This is a genomic window from Neorhizobium sp. AL 9.2.2, from assembly GCF_013317225.1.
GTDB lineage: Bacteria > Pseudomonadota > Alphaproteobacteria > Rhizobiales > Rhizobiaceae > Neorhizobium > Neorhizobium soli.
The window spans coordinates 1,149,548-1,165,065 of the sequence record NZ_JAALXU010000001.1 but is presented as its reverse complement, the minus strand read 5'-3'; the positions used below and the strand labels follow the sequence as shown (position 1 = coordinate 1,165,065).

Annotated in this window: 17 protein-coding genes; 10 read left to right on the top strand and 7 right to left on the bottom strand. The window is 61.4% G+C overall.

The window, feature by feature from the left end; genetic code table 11:
- Positions 1-6: 6 nt before the first annotated feature.
- Positions 7-465, top strand: a complete 459-nt coding sequence (locus G6K99_RS05630) for a molybdenum cofactor biosynthesis protein MoaE (RefSeq protein ID WP_174195945.1) — start codon at positions 7-9, stop codon at positions 463-465.
- A 3-nt stretch (positions 466-468) separates the two neighbouring features.
- On the opposite strand, the gene G6K99_RS05625 is transcribed toward G6K99_RS05630, so the two are convergent.
- Entirely contained in the window at positions 469-1,365 is an 897-nt protein-coding gene (locus G6K99_RS05625; protein ID WP_174195944.1) for a branched-chain amino acid ABC transporter permease, read from the bottom strand.
- A gap of 67 nt (positions 1,366-1,432) precedes the next feature.
- On the opposite strand from G6K99_RS05625, the gene G6K99_RS05620 reads away from it, so the two are divergent.
- Together G6K99_RS05620 and G6K99_RS05615 are read left to right on the top strand one after the other, a co-directional pair.
- Complete coding sequence (locus G6K99_RS05620) at positions 1,433-1,996, top strand: CGNR zinc finger domain-containing protein (protein ID WP_062453317.1); 564 nt, start codon at positions 1,433-1,435, stop codon at positions 1,994-1,996.
- Positions 1,993-2,511 (top strand): hypothetical protein, encoded by a 519-nt coding sequence (locus G6K99_RS05615; protein WP_092661898.1) that lies wholly within the window; start codon positions 1,993-1,995, stop codon positions 2,509-2,511. Before G6K99_RS05620 ends, G6K99_RS05615 begins: the two co-directional genes overlap by 4 nt.
- 73 nt (positions 2,512-2,584) lie before the next feature.
- On the opposite strand, the gene ndk is transcribed toward G6K99_RS05615, so the two are convergent.
- The gene (gene ndk / locus G6K99_RS05610; protein ID WP_062453319.1) at positions 2,585-3,007 is read right to left on the bottom strand and encodes a nucleoside-diphosphate kinase; all 423 of its coding nucleotides are present in this window, start codon (positions 3,005-3,007) and stop codon (positions 2,585-2,587) included.
- A gap of 81 nt (positions 3,008-3,088) precedes the next feature.
- The gene (locus tag G6K99_RS05605; RefSeq protein ID WP_174195943.1) at positions 3,089-3,778 is read right to left on the bottom strand and encodes a glutathione S-transferase family protein; all 690 of its coding nucleotides are present in this window, start codon (positions 3,776-3,778) and stop codon (positions 3,089-3,091) included.
- A gap of 152 nt (positions 3,779-3,930) precedes the next feature.
- Between G6K99_RS05605 and G6K99_RS05600 the strand changes: the two genes are divergently transcribed.
- Together G6K99_RS05600 and G6K99_RS05595 are read left to right on the top strand one after the other, a co-directional pair.
- On the top strand, positions 3,931-4,446 hold the full coding sequence (locus tag G6K99_RS05600; RefSeq protein ID WP_062579897.1) for a DinB family protein: 516 nt from the start codon (positions 3,931-3,933) through the stop codon (positions 4,444-4,446).
- Between the two features lie 174 nt (positions 4,447-4,620).
- Positions 4,621-5,670 carry a diguanylate cyclase domain-containing protein gene (locus G6K99_RS05595; RefSeq protein ID WP_174195942.1) on the top strand — a complete coding sequence of 350 codons (1,050 nt, stop codon included), beginning with the start codon at positions 4,621-4,623 and terminating at the stop codon, positions 5,668-5,670.
- A gap of 91 nt (positions 5,671-5,761) precedes the next feature.
- On the opposite strand, the gene G6K99_RS05590 is transcribed toward G6K99_RS05595, so the two are convergent.
- Positions 5,762-6,484, bottom strand: coding sequence for a hypothetical protein (locus tag G6K99_RS05590; protein WP_174195941.1), 723 nt, complete (start codon positions 6,482-6,484; stop codon positions 5,762-5,764).
- A gap of 206 nt (positions 6,485-6,690) precedes the next feature.
- Between G6K99_RS05590 and G6K99_RS05585 the strand changes: the two genes are divergently transcribed.
- The gene (locus G6K99_RS05585) at positions 6,691-7,404 is read left to right on the top strand and encodes a Crp/Fnr family transcriptional regulator (RefSeq protein WP_092661890.1); all 714 of its coding nucleotides are present in this window, start codon (positions 6,691-6,693) and stop codon (positions 7,402-7,404) included.
- Positions 7,405-7,482: 78 nt separating this feature from the next.
- Here G6K99_RS05585 and G6K99_RS05580 read toward each other — a convergent pair whose 3' ends face one another.
- Complete coding sequence (locus G6K99_RS05580; protein ID WP_174195940.1) at positions 7,483-8,361, bottom strand: serine protease; 879 nt, start codon at positions 8,359-8,361, stop codon at positions 7,483-7,485.
- A 206-nt stretch (positions 8,362-8,567) separates the two neighbouring features.
- On the opposite strand from G6K99_RS05580, the gene G6K99_RS05575 reads away from it, so the two are divergent.
- The 4 genes from G6K99_RS05575 to G6K99_RS05560 all read left to right on the top strand — a co-directional run bounded on the left by G6K99_RS05575 (position 8,568) and on the right by G6K99_RS05560 (position 13,314).
- On the top strand, positions 8,568-10,451 hold the full coding sequence (locus tag G6K99_RS05575; RefSeq protein ID WP_174195939.1) for an ABC-F family ATP-binding cassette domain-containing protein: 1,884 nt from the start codon (positions 8,568-8,570) through the stop codon (positions 10,449-10,451).
- Positions 10,452-10,522: 71 nt separating this feature from the next.
- Positions 10,523-12,565: a prolyl oligopeptidase family serine peptidase gene (locus tag G6K99_RS05570; protein ID WP_174195938.1), complete on the top strand. Its 2,043-nt coding sequence runs from the start codon at positions 10,523-10,525 to the stop codon at positions 12,563-12,565.
- A gap of 70 nt (positions 12,566-12,635) precedes the next feature.
- Positions 12,636-12,938, top strand: coding sequence for a type II toxin-antitoxin system VapB family antitoxin (locus tag G6K99_RS05565; RefSeq protein ID WP_174195937.1), 303 nt, complete (start codon positions 12,636-12,638; stop codon positions 12,936-12,938).
- Entirely contained in the window at positions 12,925-13,314 is a 390-nt protein-coding gene (locus G6K99_RS05560) for a type II toxin-antitoxin system VapC family toxin (protein WP_174195936.1), read from the top strand. The genes G6K99_RS05565 and G6K99_RS05560 overlap by 14 nt, the downstream gene beginning before the upstream one ends.
- On the opposite strand, the gene G6K99_RS05555 is transcribed toward G6K99_RS05560, so the two are convergent.
- Together G6K99_RS05555 and G6K99_RS05550 are read right to left on the bottom strand one after the other, a co-directional pair.
- On the bottom strand, positions 13,315-13,764 hold the full coding sequence (locus tag G6K99_RS05555; RefSeq protein WP_113111088.1) for a DNA polymerase III subunit chi: 450 nt from the start codon (positions 13,762-13,764) through the stop codon (positions 13,315-13,317). It abuts the gene before it with no gap.
- Positions 13,764-15,257 (bottom strand): leucyl aminopeptidase, encoded by a 1,494-nt coding sequence (locus G6K99_RS05550; protein ID WP_174195935.1) that lies wholly within the window; start codon positions 15,255-15,257, stop codon positions 13,764-13,766. Before G6K99_RS05550 ends, G6K99_RS05555 begins: the two co-directional genes overlap by 1 nt.
- Positions 15,258-15,518: the final 261 nt, after the last annotated feature.

The window sequence follows — 15,518 nt, the reverse complement described above, 5'->3', positions numbered from 1 at the left end:
ATTCTGATGACCATGCCCACGATCCGCGTCCAGACCGACGATTTCGATCTGCAGTCGGAGATCGATCTCCTCACTGCCGGCCGCATGGATATCGGCGCGGTGGTCAGCTTTAGCGGTCTTTGCCGCGACGAGCATGGAGCGCTTTCGGCGCTGGAGCTCGAGCATTATCCGGGCATGGCGGAAGCCGAGATGAACCGCATCGCCCTTCTTGCCATCGACCGCTTTTCGCTTCTCGGACTGACCGCCATCCACCGCTACGGCAAGATCGCGCCCGGCGCCAACATCGTCCTCGTCATCGCCGTCGCCTCGCATCGCCAGGCAGCCTTCGATGGCGCCAATTTCGTGATGGATTTTCTGAAGACATCTGCGCCGTTCTGGAAGAAGGAACATGCGGCCGACGGTTCGCCCCGGTCCTGGGTCGATGCGAAAGACGCCGACGATACCGCACGCGACCGTTGGCGCTGAGGTTTACAGGACCACCCTTTCCCGCCGGCTGATGACAAGAACCGCAACCAGCATCAGGCCGATGGCGAAATCCCGCCACAGGATCGGACCGTAACCGCTCCATAGCGTTTCAGCGAAGCCGATAGCGGCGGCACCGGCTGCCGACCGCAGCGGATGCGAATGGCCCCCGGCTGCAGCAATCAGGACGATCTTGATGCTGACCAACAACCCGGCGCCGAAGTCCATCGTTCCGTAATACGAGGTCGCCAACACGCCTGCGACGGAGGCGTACAGAGATGCTGCCGCGTAGGCGAGGACGAATACCAGACGGGAACTGATGCCGCAGAGTTGGGCCACAATCTTGTCGTCGGCCACCGCCCGCCAGATGCGCCCGAGGCTTGTATGATCAATTACCAGCCAGCCGGCCGCGATCATTGCCAGCATCAGGCCGGTATTAAGCAACTGGATCAGCGTCAGGGTTATTGCGAAACTGTGACCCGCCCAGAGCGGAACGGCACGGTTCAGAAACGGCGACAGCCAGATCTCCCGGGAGCCGGAGGCAAGCCGAGCGCCCTCCATCAGCACCAGCAGCACGCCCAGCGCGGCGACGATCGGCGCGTTGCGCGCATGCCTTTCGATCAACCGCAGGGTCAGCCCGCCGACCACGATCCCGGTCGCGACGCCGCCGACGATCGCCGCGCCCGCCCCCATCGCCAGTGCCGCCGGCAGGACAAGCCAGAACTCGTCCCAGCCGAGCTGCGCGAACAACACGTAGAGATGGCCGGAAAAAGCAAAGATGGCGCCATAGGCGATGTCTGCGCGCTTCGTCAGCGCAAAGCCGATCACGTAGCCGAAGGCAAGCGTTGCGTAGAGTACCGACAGCGGCACAGCATTCGCCAATTGCTGGAGCAGATAGGCCATCGGCAAACCCCAAAAGGATGACACGAATATAACTGGTAAACCGCGTTACACTAGTTATAATTCTGGGATGGATTTCACCTGGACCCCGCATCGTTTCGTCGGTGGCGCCTTGGCGCTCGATGTCGCCAACAGCGTCATACTGCGCATCGATCCGTCACGCCGCATTGATCGCTTCGCCTCTCCGCAGCAGATGGATGCCTTTCCCGAGGCGGCCGGAGAATTCTCGGCGGAGCGGGCGTTGTTTGGAGAAGTGACGCCAGTCGCCGCGGAAAGACGCGCCGATTTCCTCGTGCTTCGGGAAGCGATCGACCGGTATTTCCGTGCTCGAGCGGATGGCGAGGATGACCCGCACAAACTGGCCGATCTGCTTGGCGCGACGGCTGTGGCGTTGCGCGGAACCGGCACCGGCTCACTTGAGGCCGCCACCGCCCGCTCGGCCTTGCGGCTTCTCGGCGACGATCAGATTTCCCGCCTGAAGACCTGCGGCAATTGCGGCTGGCTGTTTATCGACCGAAGCCGCAACCGCAGCAGAAGCTGGTGCGACATGACCGTCTGCGGCAACCGCGTAAAGGCGAACCGCCACTATCGCCGCAGCCGCGATGGCGGACCTTCGGCTGGAGACGCAACATGAGGTGGAGGGCAGCGATATCAGCCGGGCTCTGCGTGATGGGCCTGATTGTGACTGGCTGCCAGCGACCGTCGGAAGGCGTGTATTTCGAACTGTCCGGCCGGATTTTCGTCTTCAACTACCGGGTGGCCACCGCTAACTACCTCGTTACGCTGCGAAGGGTCGCTGCCATCCCTAAGGAAAGCCGCGCCAGAGCGGAATTCGAAGATCCGCAGGGCGGACCGGCGCTTTTCACCGAAGAGAAAGTTCTCGATGTCGACGATGGGCTCACGCTTGCCAGCCCGTTCGTCCAGTGCGTCCGGAAGGACAGGCCCTACCGCGTGGCCATCACGCTGACAGGCGCGTCCGGCGAGGTGCTGCAGGTGATCGAAACCACCGTGACGTCGGATGTCGATCAGTCTGTGATACCGGCGGCACCGCTGGTCGTCGGCCCGGCCTACACACCCAACCCCGACATGTTCAAGGCCGATGGCTCGACCGACTTCTCCGGGCGAACCGGCTGCCCGGCGACTCCATGACCTTGCCGCAAACACCAAAAAAGGCCGGAGCGAATGCCCCGGCCTTTTTTAGATCGAACCGATCCGTCAGCAATCAGCCGACGATTTCGGTTTCGGCGAACCAGTAAGCGATTTCCTGGGCAGCGGTTTCCGGAGCATCCGAACCGTGAACCGAATTTTCGCCGATCGACAGGGCGAACTGCTTGCGGATCGTGCCCTCGTCGGCGTTGGCCGGGTTGGTCGCGCCCATGATTTCGCGGTTCTTCAGGATGGCGCCTTCGCCTTCGAGAACCTGAACGATGGTCGGGCCAGACGTCATGCCGTCGACGAGTTCGCCGAAGAAAGGACGTTCCTTGTGAACGGCGTAGAAGCCTTCAGCTTCGCGCTTGCTCATCCAGACGCGCTTGGATGCGATGATGCGCAGGCCGTTGTCTTCAAATACCTTGGTGATGGCACCGGTCAGGTTGCGCTTCGTTGCGTCCGGCTTGATCATCGAAAACGTGCGTTCAATCGCCATTGGTCTCATCCTTTGTTTCCACGGAAAGTGGGCGGTGTTTAACCGCCCCTTTCGCGGGAAACAAGGGGGATGGGCCTAATTTCACGCAGCCGTCACAACGCGTCCTGCGCTGTCATGAAGGTCGAGCAGACGCTCGAACCACGAAGCCAGCAGGCCGTCCTTGCCCAGCACGTCGGCACCATCCGTCACCCGCAGCCACTGCAGCGCGCCGAACAGAATGTAGTCTGCAAAGAGCGGCGCCTCGCCGCCAAGGAAAGGCTGGAATTTCAGCGTGTGCGTAACCGGCTTCAGTTTCTCGGCGAAGGTGTCGATTTCCCTCTGCCGGTCGGCGGCGACCTCTTCCAGCGACCGGCCGAATATGGCCTCGCGGCTGCTGCGGAAATAGGCCTGGTCGGCCGGCCCCAGCGTATCGTGTACGCTCTTGATTGCGATCCTCGCGATTGCGCCGTGTACCACCGTCTGCGAAAAACCCTCGACAAACCGGGAGAGCGCCTTGCCGCCTTCGCCGCCGAACAGGGTCGGACGGTCGGGATAGCGCTCGTCCAGATAGACCGCGATGTCGAAACTGTCACGGATCAGTTCGTTTCCGTCCCGCAGGATCGGCACGGTCTTGGAAAACCCGTTCTCCAGGTTGGGGATCTGCGTAAACGGTGTTGGCTGCTCCGTGTAGTCGAGCCCCTTGTGCTTGAGCGCCATTACCACTTTCCACGCATGCGGCGAAAAGGGCCGGTGCGCGTCAGCGCCGCAGAGGGAATAGAGAATGCGTGTCATCATGGGCTCCTGATCTGTCACTCACCGCACATGATGGGATGGGAAGCCCCACAAATCCAGTCAGGAAATTTCATGGGTGGTATCAACCCCTGCCCCTCGGGTTGGCCGACAAATCCGGTATGATTACACGTGAACAACCGGAGACGCTTTGAATGCTGCGCCATTTCCAGATGCTTGCCGCATACAATTCCTGGGCAAATTCACAGGTCTACGATGCCTGTGCCGCGCTGACGGACGCCGAATACCGCGAAGATCGTGGCGCCTTCTTCGGATCAGTCCACCGCACGCTCAACCACATCCTCGTTGCCGACCGCATCTGGATGCGCCGCCTGACCGGAGACGGCACGGCGCCGACGGATCTGGGGGCCGTTCTGTTCGAGGATTTCTCTGACCTGCGCACGGCGCGTGACGCTGAAGATGTGCGTATCACCGACTATCTCACGTCGCTGAGCGACGGCGCACTCAGTGCCACCATCACCTATACGCCAGTGACCGTTCCGACGGAGGTCACCGAACCAGTGGCGCCTGTTCTCGCCCATCTCTTCAACCACCAGACCCACCACCGGGGACAGGTGCACGCCATCCTCACCTCGCTCGGCAAGCCCTCCGTAGTGCTCGATATGATCGCCTTCCTGCGCGGGCATGGAAAACAGTGGATGCAGGTTTAATGTAATACGGCTTTAGGACAAACAGGGGTTGTGAACTCAGCCTTAACCGTATTCGCAACGAGACGTCTTCAAACGCCTGACAAAAGCCAACGTTTCAGGCGTTCTTAACCCTCGATCTCGCGTACTGTCTTCCTGAAACGAGACAGTAACGAGACCCTGAGGAATAGGTGGATCATGTCGGCGGACAATGCACGGCAATCGCGTGACAGGAGCCTGGCTGTCGTGGCGCAGCAGATGGCAAAGCAGGACGTTGCCGGTCTTCCACGCAACTACACGCTGTTCCACGAAGCGCTGTCGGGGTCCGATCCGGCGCTTACCCGCGACGTCGCCACCCTTCCGGCCGGCGCTACCCAGGCCCAGATCGACGAGATCGGCCTGCGCTACCAGCTTCCCGGCTTCGTCGTTCTATCGATCGCCAACCGGGACGAGGAAACGAGACGCGTTCTCGATCTCGTCGGCACGATTGCCCAGGCCACGCTGAAGAAGCAGAATTTCGTACGTGCGCTGGAGACGGCGGCCGAAAGCCTTCGGAGCGGAAGTGCCAGCGGTCTCGCCGACATCCAGGCCGAGCTCGATCATCTGCAGGCGAACCTCAGCGAAACGCTCTCCGCCGAGATCGGTCTCACCAAATCTCTGGAGCTTGCCGCCGACCGGCTGCTGATGTCGAGCAATCTGGCGGAAGCGGCCCGAACCAATTCTCTGTCCGACCGGCTGACCGGGCTTCCGAACCATGTGGCGCTGGCCGAAAAGCTGGATCTGCTCTACGCGCCTGCCGCCGAGCATCGCGCGGCCGCGCTGTTTGTCGTCCGCCTTGTCGATCTCGGCGAGATGGCGCAGACCTATGGCCAGGTGACTGCCGGCCGGATCGTCAAGCGCGCCGCCGCGATTTTCCGCAAGGCGATCAAGAAGAACGACTTTCTGGCCCGGACCGCGACCGACAGCTTTGCGTTTCTGTTCGAGGATGTCGATCGGAGCGGTGCAAAAGCGATCGCCGATCGACTCGTAACTTCGATCACCGACAGCCTCGTGTTTGCAGGTTCCGGTGAAGGGCATTACCCCCACATGCGGCTGTCGATCGGCGTGGCGCTCTCGACCGAGGCATTCTCGCCGCAACAGATCAAGCTGCATGCGGCAACCGCACTCGAAAGCCTTCGTGTCCATGGTTCAGGCGCCGGAACCGAAACCGTGGCGATCTTCGGCGATCCAAGCCGTCGTGTCTCCTGAGCACGCTCTCCGATCCTCCATACGACATTGACGCGGCGGCCCATCCGGGCGCCGCGTCCTGCATTTCAGCAAAAAGTCGATCGCGTCGGCGTCAGGCGGGAACGAACTGGTTTTCCTGCGTGAAGCGGATTGTCTTTCTGGTCACGCCCTGCGCGAACTGGACCGGAAACGCTGCGGACGAGATGGCCGTATCGATCACCTGCCCCTCGATGAACGAGCCGGCGATGATGAAATAGCTCGGCTTCGGTGTGAACGTGTAGTCGAGGTTTGGCTCGAGCTGCACCGCGACGGCCGGTTTGCCGCCCATCGCAAGACCCACGTTCAGCGACATCCGGACACTGGCCTGCTGCAGAACCGACGGGATCAGGTTGTTCGCCCGCACGAGAAAGACACCTGCGGGGCCGCTGGTCGGATTTGTCGGGAACGCCGGAGCACCGTTCGGGAACGCGCCCTGATAGGTTACGGCGACGTTGTTCAGGCCATCGAGAACCACGTCACATTTGCTGGCGGTAGCAAATGCCCGCGGGTTGAGTGTCGAACCCAGTTCCTGGATGTAACCGGCGCTGATCGAGTAGTCGATCGTCCAGCTGAATGTCGACATGCTCGGGTTTTCCGGGCTGCCCGAGGCCGCGTTGCCGATCATCCATGCCAGAGACAACGGGCTCTGCGACGCGCCGACCACGTCCGGTATCGTCTGGAACAACGCATAACTCTGGAACTTCGGGTTCTCGTTCATGACCGTAAGCGTATAGGGCGTTCCCAGATCCTGTTTCTCGAAGATCTCGATCGCTTCCCTTCCCATCATAACACGCATGCTGACCTCTCCTCTTTCACATTCTTGCCGCCGCGACATGCGGACCGGACCGAGCGGTCCGTTCGGCTACCAACGGCAACTCCTGCCGTGAGCACAACCTAGAATGATTTATCGCTGGAGAATGTCACGCATGTAACAACTTTTGATTGCATTTATTCGTATCACGGCTCAGACGGCAAGCGACACCTCAGCGTCCGAGTGGGTTTATGACATCGAACCTTATCTCCAAGATCAACAACGATATCCGACATTCCGCGTGGTTCGACGATCTCGACGACGACACGTACTCGCGTCTCGTGTCGGGGTCGGCGAGCCGGCTCTATAGGGACGGCCAGACGCTGTTTTTCAGCGGTCAGGCCTGCGACGCGCTGTCGATCATCGTGTCCGGTTGCGTGCATCTCTATTTCATCTCGGAGGATGGGCATGAGGTGATCTTCGCCGAGCTCGGCGCCGGCGACGTTCTGGGAGATGTCGAACTCACCCTCGGCTGCACCCACTTCGCGAACGCGGTCGCCGCCGGCGAGACCCGCGTGATGGTGGTCCGGCGCAGCGCTTTCAGCGAAATCACCCGCATGCCCCAGATGTCGGCTTTTCTCATGAAGACATTCGCACGCAAACTCAGAAAGACGATGGCCTTTGCCGAAGGCATGGCACTGCATACGCTGCAGACCAGGCTCGCGCGTCTTCTGGTGGATCTCGCCCGCCTGCACGGCCGCAGCACAGCGGAGGGGCTGCTGATCGACAGAGCGATATCGCAGGAGAAAATGGGGCAACTGATCAATGCCAGCCGCCCACGAGTGAACGCGCAGCTTCAGGCTTGGAAGGGCGACGGCGTGCTCGGCATGCGGCGCGGCCGCCTGATCATCCTCGACTACCGATCGCTGAAGATCATGTCGCGCGAAGGGGCTACCGACAATTGACAGGGTGGTCCAGGCCGCGACGCCAAGCGCGACGGATTTTGAGGTCCGTCGCGCAGGTCGCCTGCCCTTTTGCGATCGCTACTTGCAGCCACCCTTGACGTACTCGATCATTTCCTCGGTCTCATGCGTGAAATGCGGCCCCTTGACGTTACTAGGGCTGCCATTCGACACGACGCTGAAGATTTCGAACGCCTTGTTCTCAGCCGGCAGGAACCACGCTCCGCCACTGGCACCGCCGCCGTACATCGGATGCGGCTTTGCCTCGTAAGCCGTCGCATCGCTGACGCTGATCGACGGGTCCTCCATGAACATGTACTCGCCACCATCCAGCCGTCCGGGATATCCCATCAGGGTGAGTTCGGTTTTCTCAGGTACCTTAGCGAGACGCAGCTGGAATTTTCCAGACGTCGATGCCTTGGTACTGCGCATGACCGCGTAATCGACTGCGGCCGCGGCAAGGCCCGGGACTTGCGGTATCTTCGTCCACGCCGTCAGGACGGACGCCATTTCGATAGGATAAGCCTCGCCCGGCGCTCCGTCATAACCCGGATAGAACACCACGTTGCTGGCCTGGTCTCCATTCAGCCACATGGCGTGTGCCGCCCCGATAATGATCTTGTCGTCGGATACGAACTGGGCGCTGGCCGCTTGATCGATTCCGCCCAGGCTAAAGAACAGCTTGCCACCGAACTTGAACGGAGCCTCTTTGATCGGTGCCAGCTTGACCTCGGTACCTTCGAGGGAATGTACGTCGCCACCTGGCATGCCGCTCTCCGGCAGTAGGCCGGGAGCGGGGATTGCATTGCGACGGCGCTCGTCCGTCCAGTAGTCTGCGGTAAAGGCCGCCTGCGCCGCGGTCGGCGCCCAGCAGGTGAACCGGTCATCGGCGAATGCGCCTGTCGGTGCAAAGGAAACCGACACCAAAAGTGTCAGGCATGACGCTTTCCAAAACTTCATCTCTCAACCCTCCTTGTTCGAACATCCGTCAGGGATGCTTCGGCCGAGTGGCCAGGGACGAACCTAGATGGGCGCGGTCTGGAGGGCTGTTCCCGGAGGAACAGGGGGAGATCCTTGAGAGATTGTCCCTTCGCAGCGCACAATGCCCGCAAATCGCGACGGCCGCCGTCTTGCCTTCACGCCCGGTTTCGGCCAAAACCGCGGCCATGATTACCATTACCGACCTTTCCGCCCGTATTGCCGGGCGCCTTCTCCTCGACCATGCCAGCGTGACGCTGCCCGCCGGCACCAAAGCCGGGCTTGTGGGCCGCAACGGTGCGGGCAAATCGACGCTGTTCAAGCTGATTACCGGCGAGCTCAGCTCGGAGACCGGCTCGGTCTCCTATCCGAAGAGCGCCAAGCTCGGACAGGTGGCTCAGGAAGCGCCCGGCACCGAGGATTCGCTGCTGGAAATCGTGCTCGCCGCCGACAAGGAACGCGCAGCGCTGATGGCCGAGTCGGAGACGGCCACCGATCCGGACAGGATTGCCGACATCCAGATGCGCCTCGTCGACATCGACGCCCATTCGGCGGAAGCGCGCGCCGCCAGCATTCTCGCGGGCCTTGGCTTTTCGCAGGAAGCTCAGCTTCGGCCTGCCTCGTCATTTTCCGGCGGCTGGCGAATGCGTGTGGCGCTTGCTTCGGTTCTGTTTGCCGAGCCGGACCTGCTTTTGCTCGACGAGCCGACCAACTATCTCGATCTTGAAGGCACGCTCTGGCTGGAAGATTACGTGCGCCGCTATCCGCACACCGTCATCGTCATCAGCCATGACCGCGACATGCTCAACAATGCGGTCACGTCGATTGTCCATCTCGACCAGAAGAAGCTTACCTTCTATCGCGGCGGCTATGACCAGTTCGAACGCCAGAAGGCGGAAAACGACGAGCTGCAGACCAAGGCCAAGGTGAAGAACGATGCGGCCCGCAAGCATTTGCAGACCTTCATCGACCGCTTCAAGGCCAAGGCCTCCAAGGCCAAGCAGGCGCAGAGCCGCGTCAAGGCGCTGGAGCGGATGGGAACGGTCGCCTCTGTCATCGAGGATCATGTCCAGCCGATCACTTTCCCCGAGCCCGAAAAGCAACCCGCCTCGCCGATCATCTCGGTGCAGAACGGTGCCGTCGGGTACGAGCCGGGCAAACCGATCCTCAAGAACATCACGCTCCGGATCGACCATGACGACCGCATCGCCCTCCTCGGCTCGAACGGCAACGGCAAGTCCACCTTCGCCAAGTTCATCGCCGGCCGGCTTGCCGCCGAAAGCGGCGAACTGAAACTCGCGCCAAGCCTGAAGATCGGCTTCTTCGCCCAGCACCAGCTCGACGACCTCGTCCCGGGTGATTCTCCCGTGGAGCACGTGCGCCGCCTGATGCCGTCAGTCCCGGAAGGCAAGGTCCGCGCCCGCGTCGCCCAGATGGGGCTTGCGACAGAAAAGATGTCGACGCCTGCAAAGGATCTGTCGGGCGGCGAAAAGGCGCGCCTGCTGATGGGGCTTGCCGCCTTCCACGCGCCCAACCTCCTCATCCTCGACGAGCCGACCAACCATCTGGACATCGACAGCCGAAGAGCCCTGATCGAGGCGCTCAACGACTATCAGGGCGCGGTCATCCTGATCTCCCATGACCGGCATCTGATCGAGGCGACGGTCGATCGTCTCTGGCTCGTCAACAACGGCACGGTGCAAACCTTCGAGGGCGATCTCGAAGAATACCGCGACCTGATTGTCAGTTCCGGTAAAAAAAAAGAAGAAAAACCGCAGCTGATTGACGATGCGGCATCGAAGGTCGAACAGCGCAAGGCGAGCGCGGAAAGGCGTGCCTCGCTCGCCCCGTTGCGCAAAAAGATCAACGATGCCGAGGCCTTGACGGCCAAGCTTGAGAAGCTGATTCAGGCGCTTGATAAAGAGCTTGCAGACCCGGCGCTCTATGAAAAGACGCCGGCAAAGGCCGCAAGCAAGGCCAAGGAACGGGGCGAAGCCGCGGCCAAACTCGCGGCTGCCGAAGAGCAATGGCTGATGCTGTCTTCGGAATACGAAGAAGCGATGGCCGGCTGAGTTTCGAAATCCCGGTTGCCTCGGCCGGTCTGCATGCCTAGCTAAGTGGCTGCAGCCAGAGGAGGCCTTCGATGGATCTTTATCTCGAAACCGACGACGACGCCCGCACGCTCGCCTTTATCGCCGAGCAGAACGCGATCTCGGCCGAGGCGCTCGAAACACAGCAGTTCGAGGCGGACCGCGACACGCTTAAGGCGATGTTCGAGCGCGAGGACCGGCTGATTGTGCCGGCGCGGCGCGGACGCTGGCAGTTCGACTTTCATCGCACCAAGGATAATCCGCTCGGTCTCTGGCGCCGACTGCCCGCGACCGACGAGCCGCGCCACGACGCGGCCTGGGAAACCATTTTCGATTTCGACTCCTTTTGCGTTACTGAAGGCAAGCGCTGGATCTATAGTGGCGCCGTCACCTCCCCTTACGAGCCGACCCGCGTTCTCGTCATCCTGTCCGACGGCGGATCCGACCAGATGCGATTGCTGGAGTTCGACACGGAGGCGAAGGCGGTCGTCGAGGGCGGTTTCGACACACCGGCAGCGCGAGCCCATGCAAGCTGGATCGGTCCCGACGAGATTGCCTATTTCGGCTCGATCGACGAATTCTCCGCCACCCGCTCTGGCTGGCCCCGCGTCGGACGCCGGTTGAAGCGCGCCATGGATCCGAAAGATGCGCCGATCCTCTTCGAAGCAGGCCCCGACGACGTTCAGGCGACCGGCGGGATCATCGATCCACTGTTCTGGAACGGCGGACCGGACGAGAAGCCGATCGAGTTCTTTACCGTCATCCACGAGATCGACCGGATGAGCGTCCATGTCCGCGATGGACAAGGTGCGCTCCGGCGTCTCGATCTGCCCGACAGGATCGATGTCACCGCCAACCATCGCCATCTGCTCTGGCGCGCCAAGAGTGACGAGCGCTATCCGACCGGCAGCCTGATCCTGCAGGATTTTATCCCGTATTCGGATGAGCCGCTGGGTGCTGCCCGTGTTCTCTTTAGCCCTGAACACGGGCAGACCGTCACTCAGTTCACGCTGTTCAAGACCTGGGGCGCATTCATCGTCAGCGACGTGATGGTGCCGCGGTTATTCCTGATCGACCTCACGAAACCGGATGCGCAGCCGCAGGAACTGCCGCTGCCTTCGGCGCTGCAGACGGTTGGCTTCCGCACGCTCGATGCCGACCTCACGCGCGGCGAGGAAATCCTGACCGTCATCGGCCAGGGGTTCCTGCAGCCTTACGGGACATGGCGTCTCGACCTGACGGATCGCGCCCGCACGCCCGAACTGGTTCCAACCGGCGTCTCTCCCGCCTATTTCGATGCGCAAGGGATGCAGTCCGAGCTTCTGCAGGCGACATCGGAAGACGGGACGAAAATCCCCTATCACATCGTCTATCCGAAGACGTGGGAGAAGGGCGAACTGCCGGTCCTGATGTATGGCTATGGTGGTTTCGGCTGGCCGCTTGCTCCCTACTACTCGGGCAATACCGGCGTCTGGCTCGAGCATGGCGGCGCCTATGTACAGGCCTATATCCGCGGCGGCGCGGAATTCGGCCCCGACTGGCACACGGTCGCCAAGGGCAAGGGCCGTCACAAGGCGTTCGAGGATTTCGTCGCAGTCTCCCGCGATCTTGTCGCCCGTGGAATCACAAAACCGTCGCGCATCGCCTGCCATGGCGGCAGCAATGGCGGACTTCTGACCGCTGTCATGGCAACGCGATACCCACAAGATTTCGGCGCGATCTGGACCTCCGTCCCCGTCATCGACATGTCGCGCTTCCACGTCTTCCCAGCCGGCAAGGCCTGGATGGACGAATACGGCAACCCTGACGTCGCGGAAGAGCTTGCCGCGATGCTGACCTATTCGCCGCTCCACAATATCGACCCCGCGGCTGAGGTGACCTATCCGCCGATCTACATCGAAAGCTCGACCAACGACGACCGCGTGCATCCATCGCATGCCCGCCGTTTCGCCAAGCGACTGATCGACGCCGGGCATCTTCCTCTGTTTCACGAATACGGCTCGGGCGGCCACGGCGGCGCCGGCGATACGCTTGAACAGGCCGCGCGATTGGCGATGGGCTACAGTTTCCTGCGCGAAACGATCATGAAAGCGTGAGCGGTAGCCATCGGTTGTGCCAAATCCGCGGATACACTATCGTTCGTTCGCAACCCCGTGAGGCATGACCATGACGCTTCATATCACCGACCCGGTTCTCGACGCGCTTGCCGAACAGACGCAGAGAATTCTGAATGCTCCGAGCAAGGAGGATGCGGTCCGGCAGGCGCTGGTTCGCGTGGTGGGAGAGGTTCATCAACGAACTGAACCTGTCTCCGACAACACGACACGAAGCGAACGACTGCAGGCTTTGCGAGACCGGTTGGAGCGGCTGAGGCAAGATTTCAACATGCCACCCAATGAGTCGCTGCCCCCGTTTGATGAAAAGGCTTATCTCGACGAGATGTGGGGCGAGAACGATGTTCATCGATAGCTCGGTCTCCGTTGAAATCCTGATCGACGGCGACAGGGCAAACGAGCTTCTGGGGCGCATGGCAGAGAGCCGGTCGATTTGCACGGGACCGACCGTGATCTACGAATCGGCGACTGTGCTGGCGACCCGGCTTGGCAGGCAACCCGAAGAAACAAAGCTGCTGGTACAGCGCTTCGTCGAACGCTTCGAGATTTCTGTCCTGCCAGCATCCTACGAAGTCGCGTCTGCCGCCATAGACGCCTTCGCCCGCTACGGCAAGGGCCGCCATCCGGCAAAGCTCAATTTCGGGGATTGCTTTTCCTATGCCGGCGCCCGCCAGTCGGGTCTGCCGCTTCTCTATGTCGGCGGAGATTTTGCGCGGACCGACCTTGCCTGATCAGGCCTTTTTCACCCAGCGTCCCTCGGGCGATTGCTGCCAGTAGGTCAGCGCATGTCCATCGCCCTTCAGCTTCTTCCACTGGGCGCGCGCGCCTTCCAGCTGAAGCTGATCGTAGCCATCGAACATGAAGACGACGCGCTCATAGGGGTCGAGCGGCGGCGGCTCGGCGCCGTCGACAACGAAACGTACGGTAGCGGAATTCTGGTTCTCTGCCGTCGCGGTCAGCAGAACCGGTTGCTCCTGCGGCATCGGCGCTGCATCGGTGCCATGCGGCAGAAAGCTGTCATCGCGGAACGTCCATAAATGTGCGTCGAGAAAATCCCGACGCACGTCTTCGGCTGTCTGAACGACCACCTTCCAGCCGCGCTCGACGCTCTTTTCGAGAAGCGCCGGCAGCGCATCTTCGAGCTTCGATTCGGTCAGGTGGTAGAACAGAACTTCGGTCATCAGTTCTCGTAGTTCCTGCGAACGAGTTCGTCCAGCAGGCGCACGCCGTAACCGGATGCCCAGGACTGGTTGATCTCGTTCTGCGGCGAATTGAGCGCCGTTGCCGCGATGTCGAGATGCGCCCAAGGGGTATCGCCGACGAACCGCGCCAGGAACTGCGCCGCGGTGATCGAGCCCGCCTGCCTGCCGCCACTGTTTTTCATGTCGGCGAAGCGGCTGTCGATCATCTTGTCGTAGTCCTTGGAGATCGGCATGCGCCAGAGCTTCTCGCCGCTTGTCTCGCCCGCCTGCGTCAGTTCGTCCGCCAGCGCGTCATCGTTGGAAAACAGTCCGGCATGGAGGTTGCCGAGTGCGACAACGATGGCGCCGGTCAGCGTCGCGAGATCGATCATGAAGCGCGGCTTGAAGCGTTCCTTGCAGTACCAGAGCGCATCGCTCAGCACGAGACGGCCTTCCGCATCGGTATTGACGATCTCGATCGTCTGGCCGGACATCGAGGTGACGATATCGCCGGGTCTCTGGGCGTTGCCGTCAGGCATGTTTTCGACCAGGCCGATAATGCCGATGACGTTCGCCTTGGCCTTGCGGGCGGCGAGCGTGTGCATCAGGCCGGTCACGGCGGCAGCTCCGCCCATGTCGCCCTTCATGTCTTCCATGCCGAGGCTCGGCTTGATCGAGATGCCGCCCGTATCGAACACGACGCCCTTGCCGACAAAGGCGACCGGCTGATCTCCCGGCGTGCCGCCGTTCCAGGTCATGATCGCCAGCCGCGGCGGCCGGGAAGAGCCCTGGGCGACGCCGAGCAGAGCGCCCATGCCAAGTTCCGTCATCTCGGTTTCGGTCAGGATCTCCACGTCAACGCCAAGCGATTCCAGATCCTTCGCCTTCTGCGCAAACTCGATCGGGCCAAGCACGTTGGGCGGCAGATTGACCAGGTCGCGGGCAAGAATCACACCCTCGGCAATGGCCTTCGCCGAGACGAATTGCTCAGTCGCCGCATCCGCTTTTGCGGTGACGATGGTGACGGTCACCGTCTTCGGCGACTTGTCCTCGTCGTCGTCCTTCTTCTTCGTCTTGTAGGTATCGAACTTGTAGGCGCGCAGCAGCATGCCGGTCGCGAAATCCGCAGCTTCGGCCGCGCCGACGTCGGCACCGGGTGCATCGAGGAACACCGTCACCTTCTCCATCGTCTTGACCGCAGCGGCCGCGACGCCACCCGCCTTCAGCCAGTCGTAGGCTGTCAGCTTGTCGGCCTTGCCGAGACCCAGCACGATAAGCCGATCGGCCTTCGATCCGGCCGGGGCCAGAATATCCAGCGTCGACAACGCCTTGCCTTTGAACTTGGCGATGCCCGCCGCCCTTACCGCAACAGCCTGCGGATCGACTTCGGCGACACCGGCGGCTACGGCATCTCCCGAAAGCTTGAGCTGAATCGCAAGTCCTCCATCGATGACGGCGGAGGCGGAAAAGGCGATATCGAATTTCATGGACATTACAGCTCCAGGCATTGTGGTGCGGAAGAAAGGCCCGATCTTCACCCTTTCGGTCGCGAACGCAAGCGCGCAGGATCGAACTTCGTGCCTTCCTAAAGCCCGTATTGATGTCCAATCCACTGTTTCCAAATGTCACAACGCCGAAGAAAACCGGGGTTGCCAACATTTTGTGACAGGGGCCCTGTCGCAATGCCGTTCCCAATCGCTTAGATAGGCGCGGCTACCATCGATCGAATGCGGGACGAAAGCCCCTTAGGACCT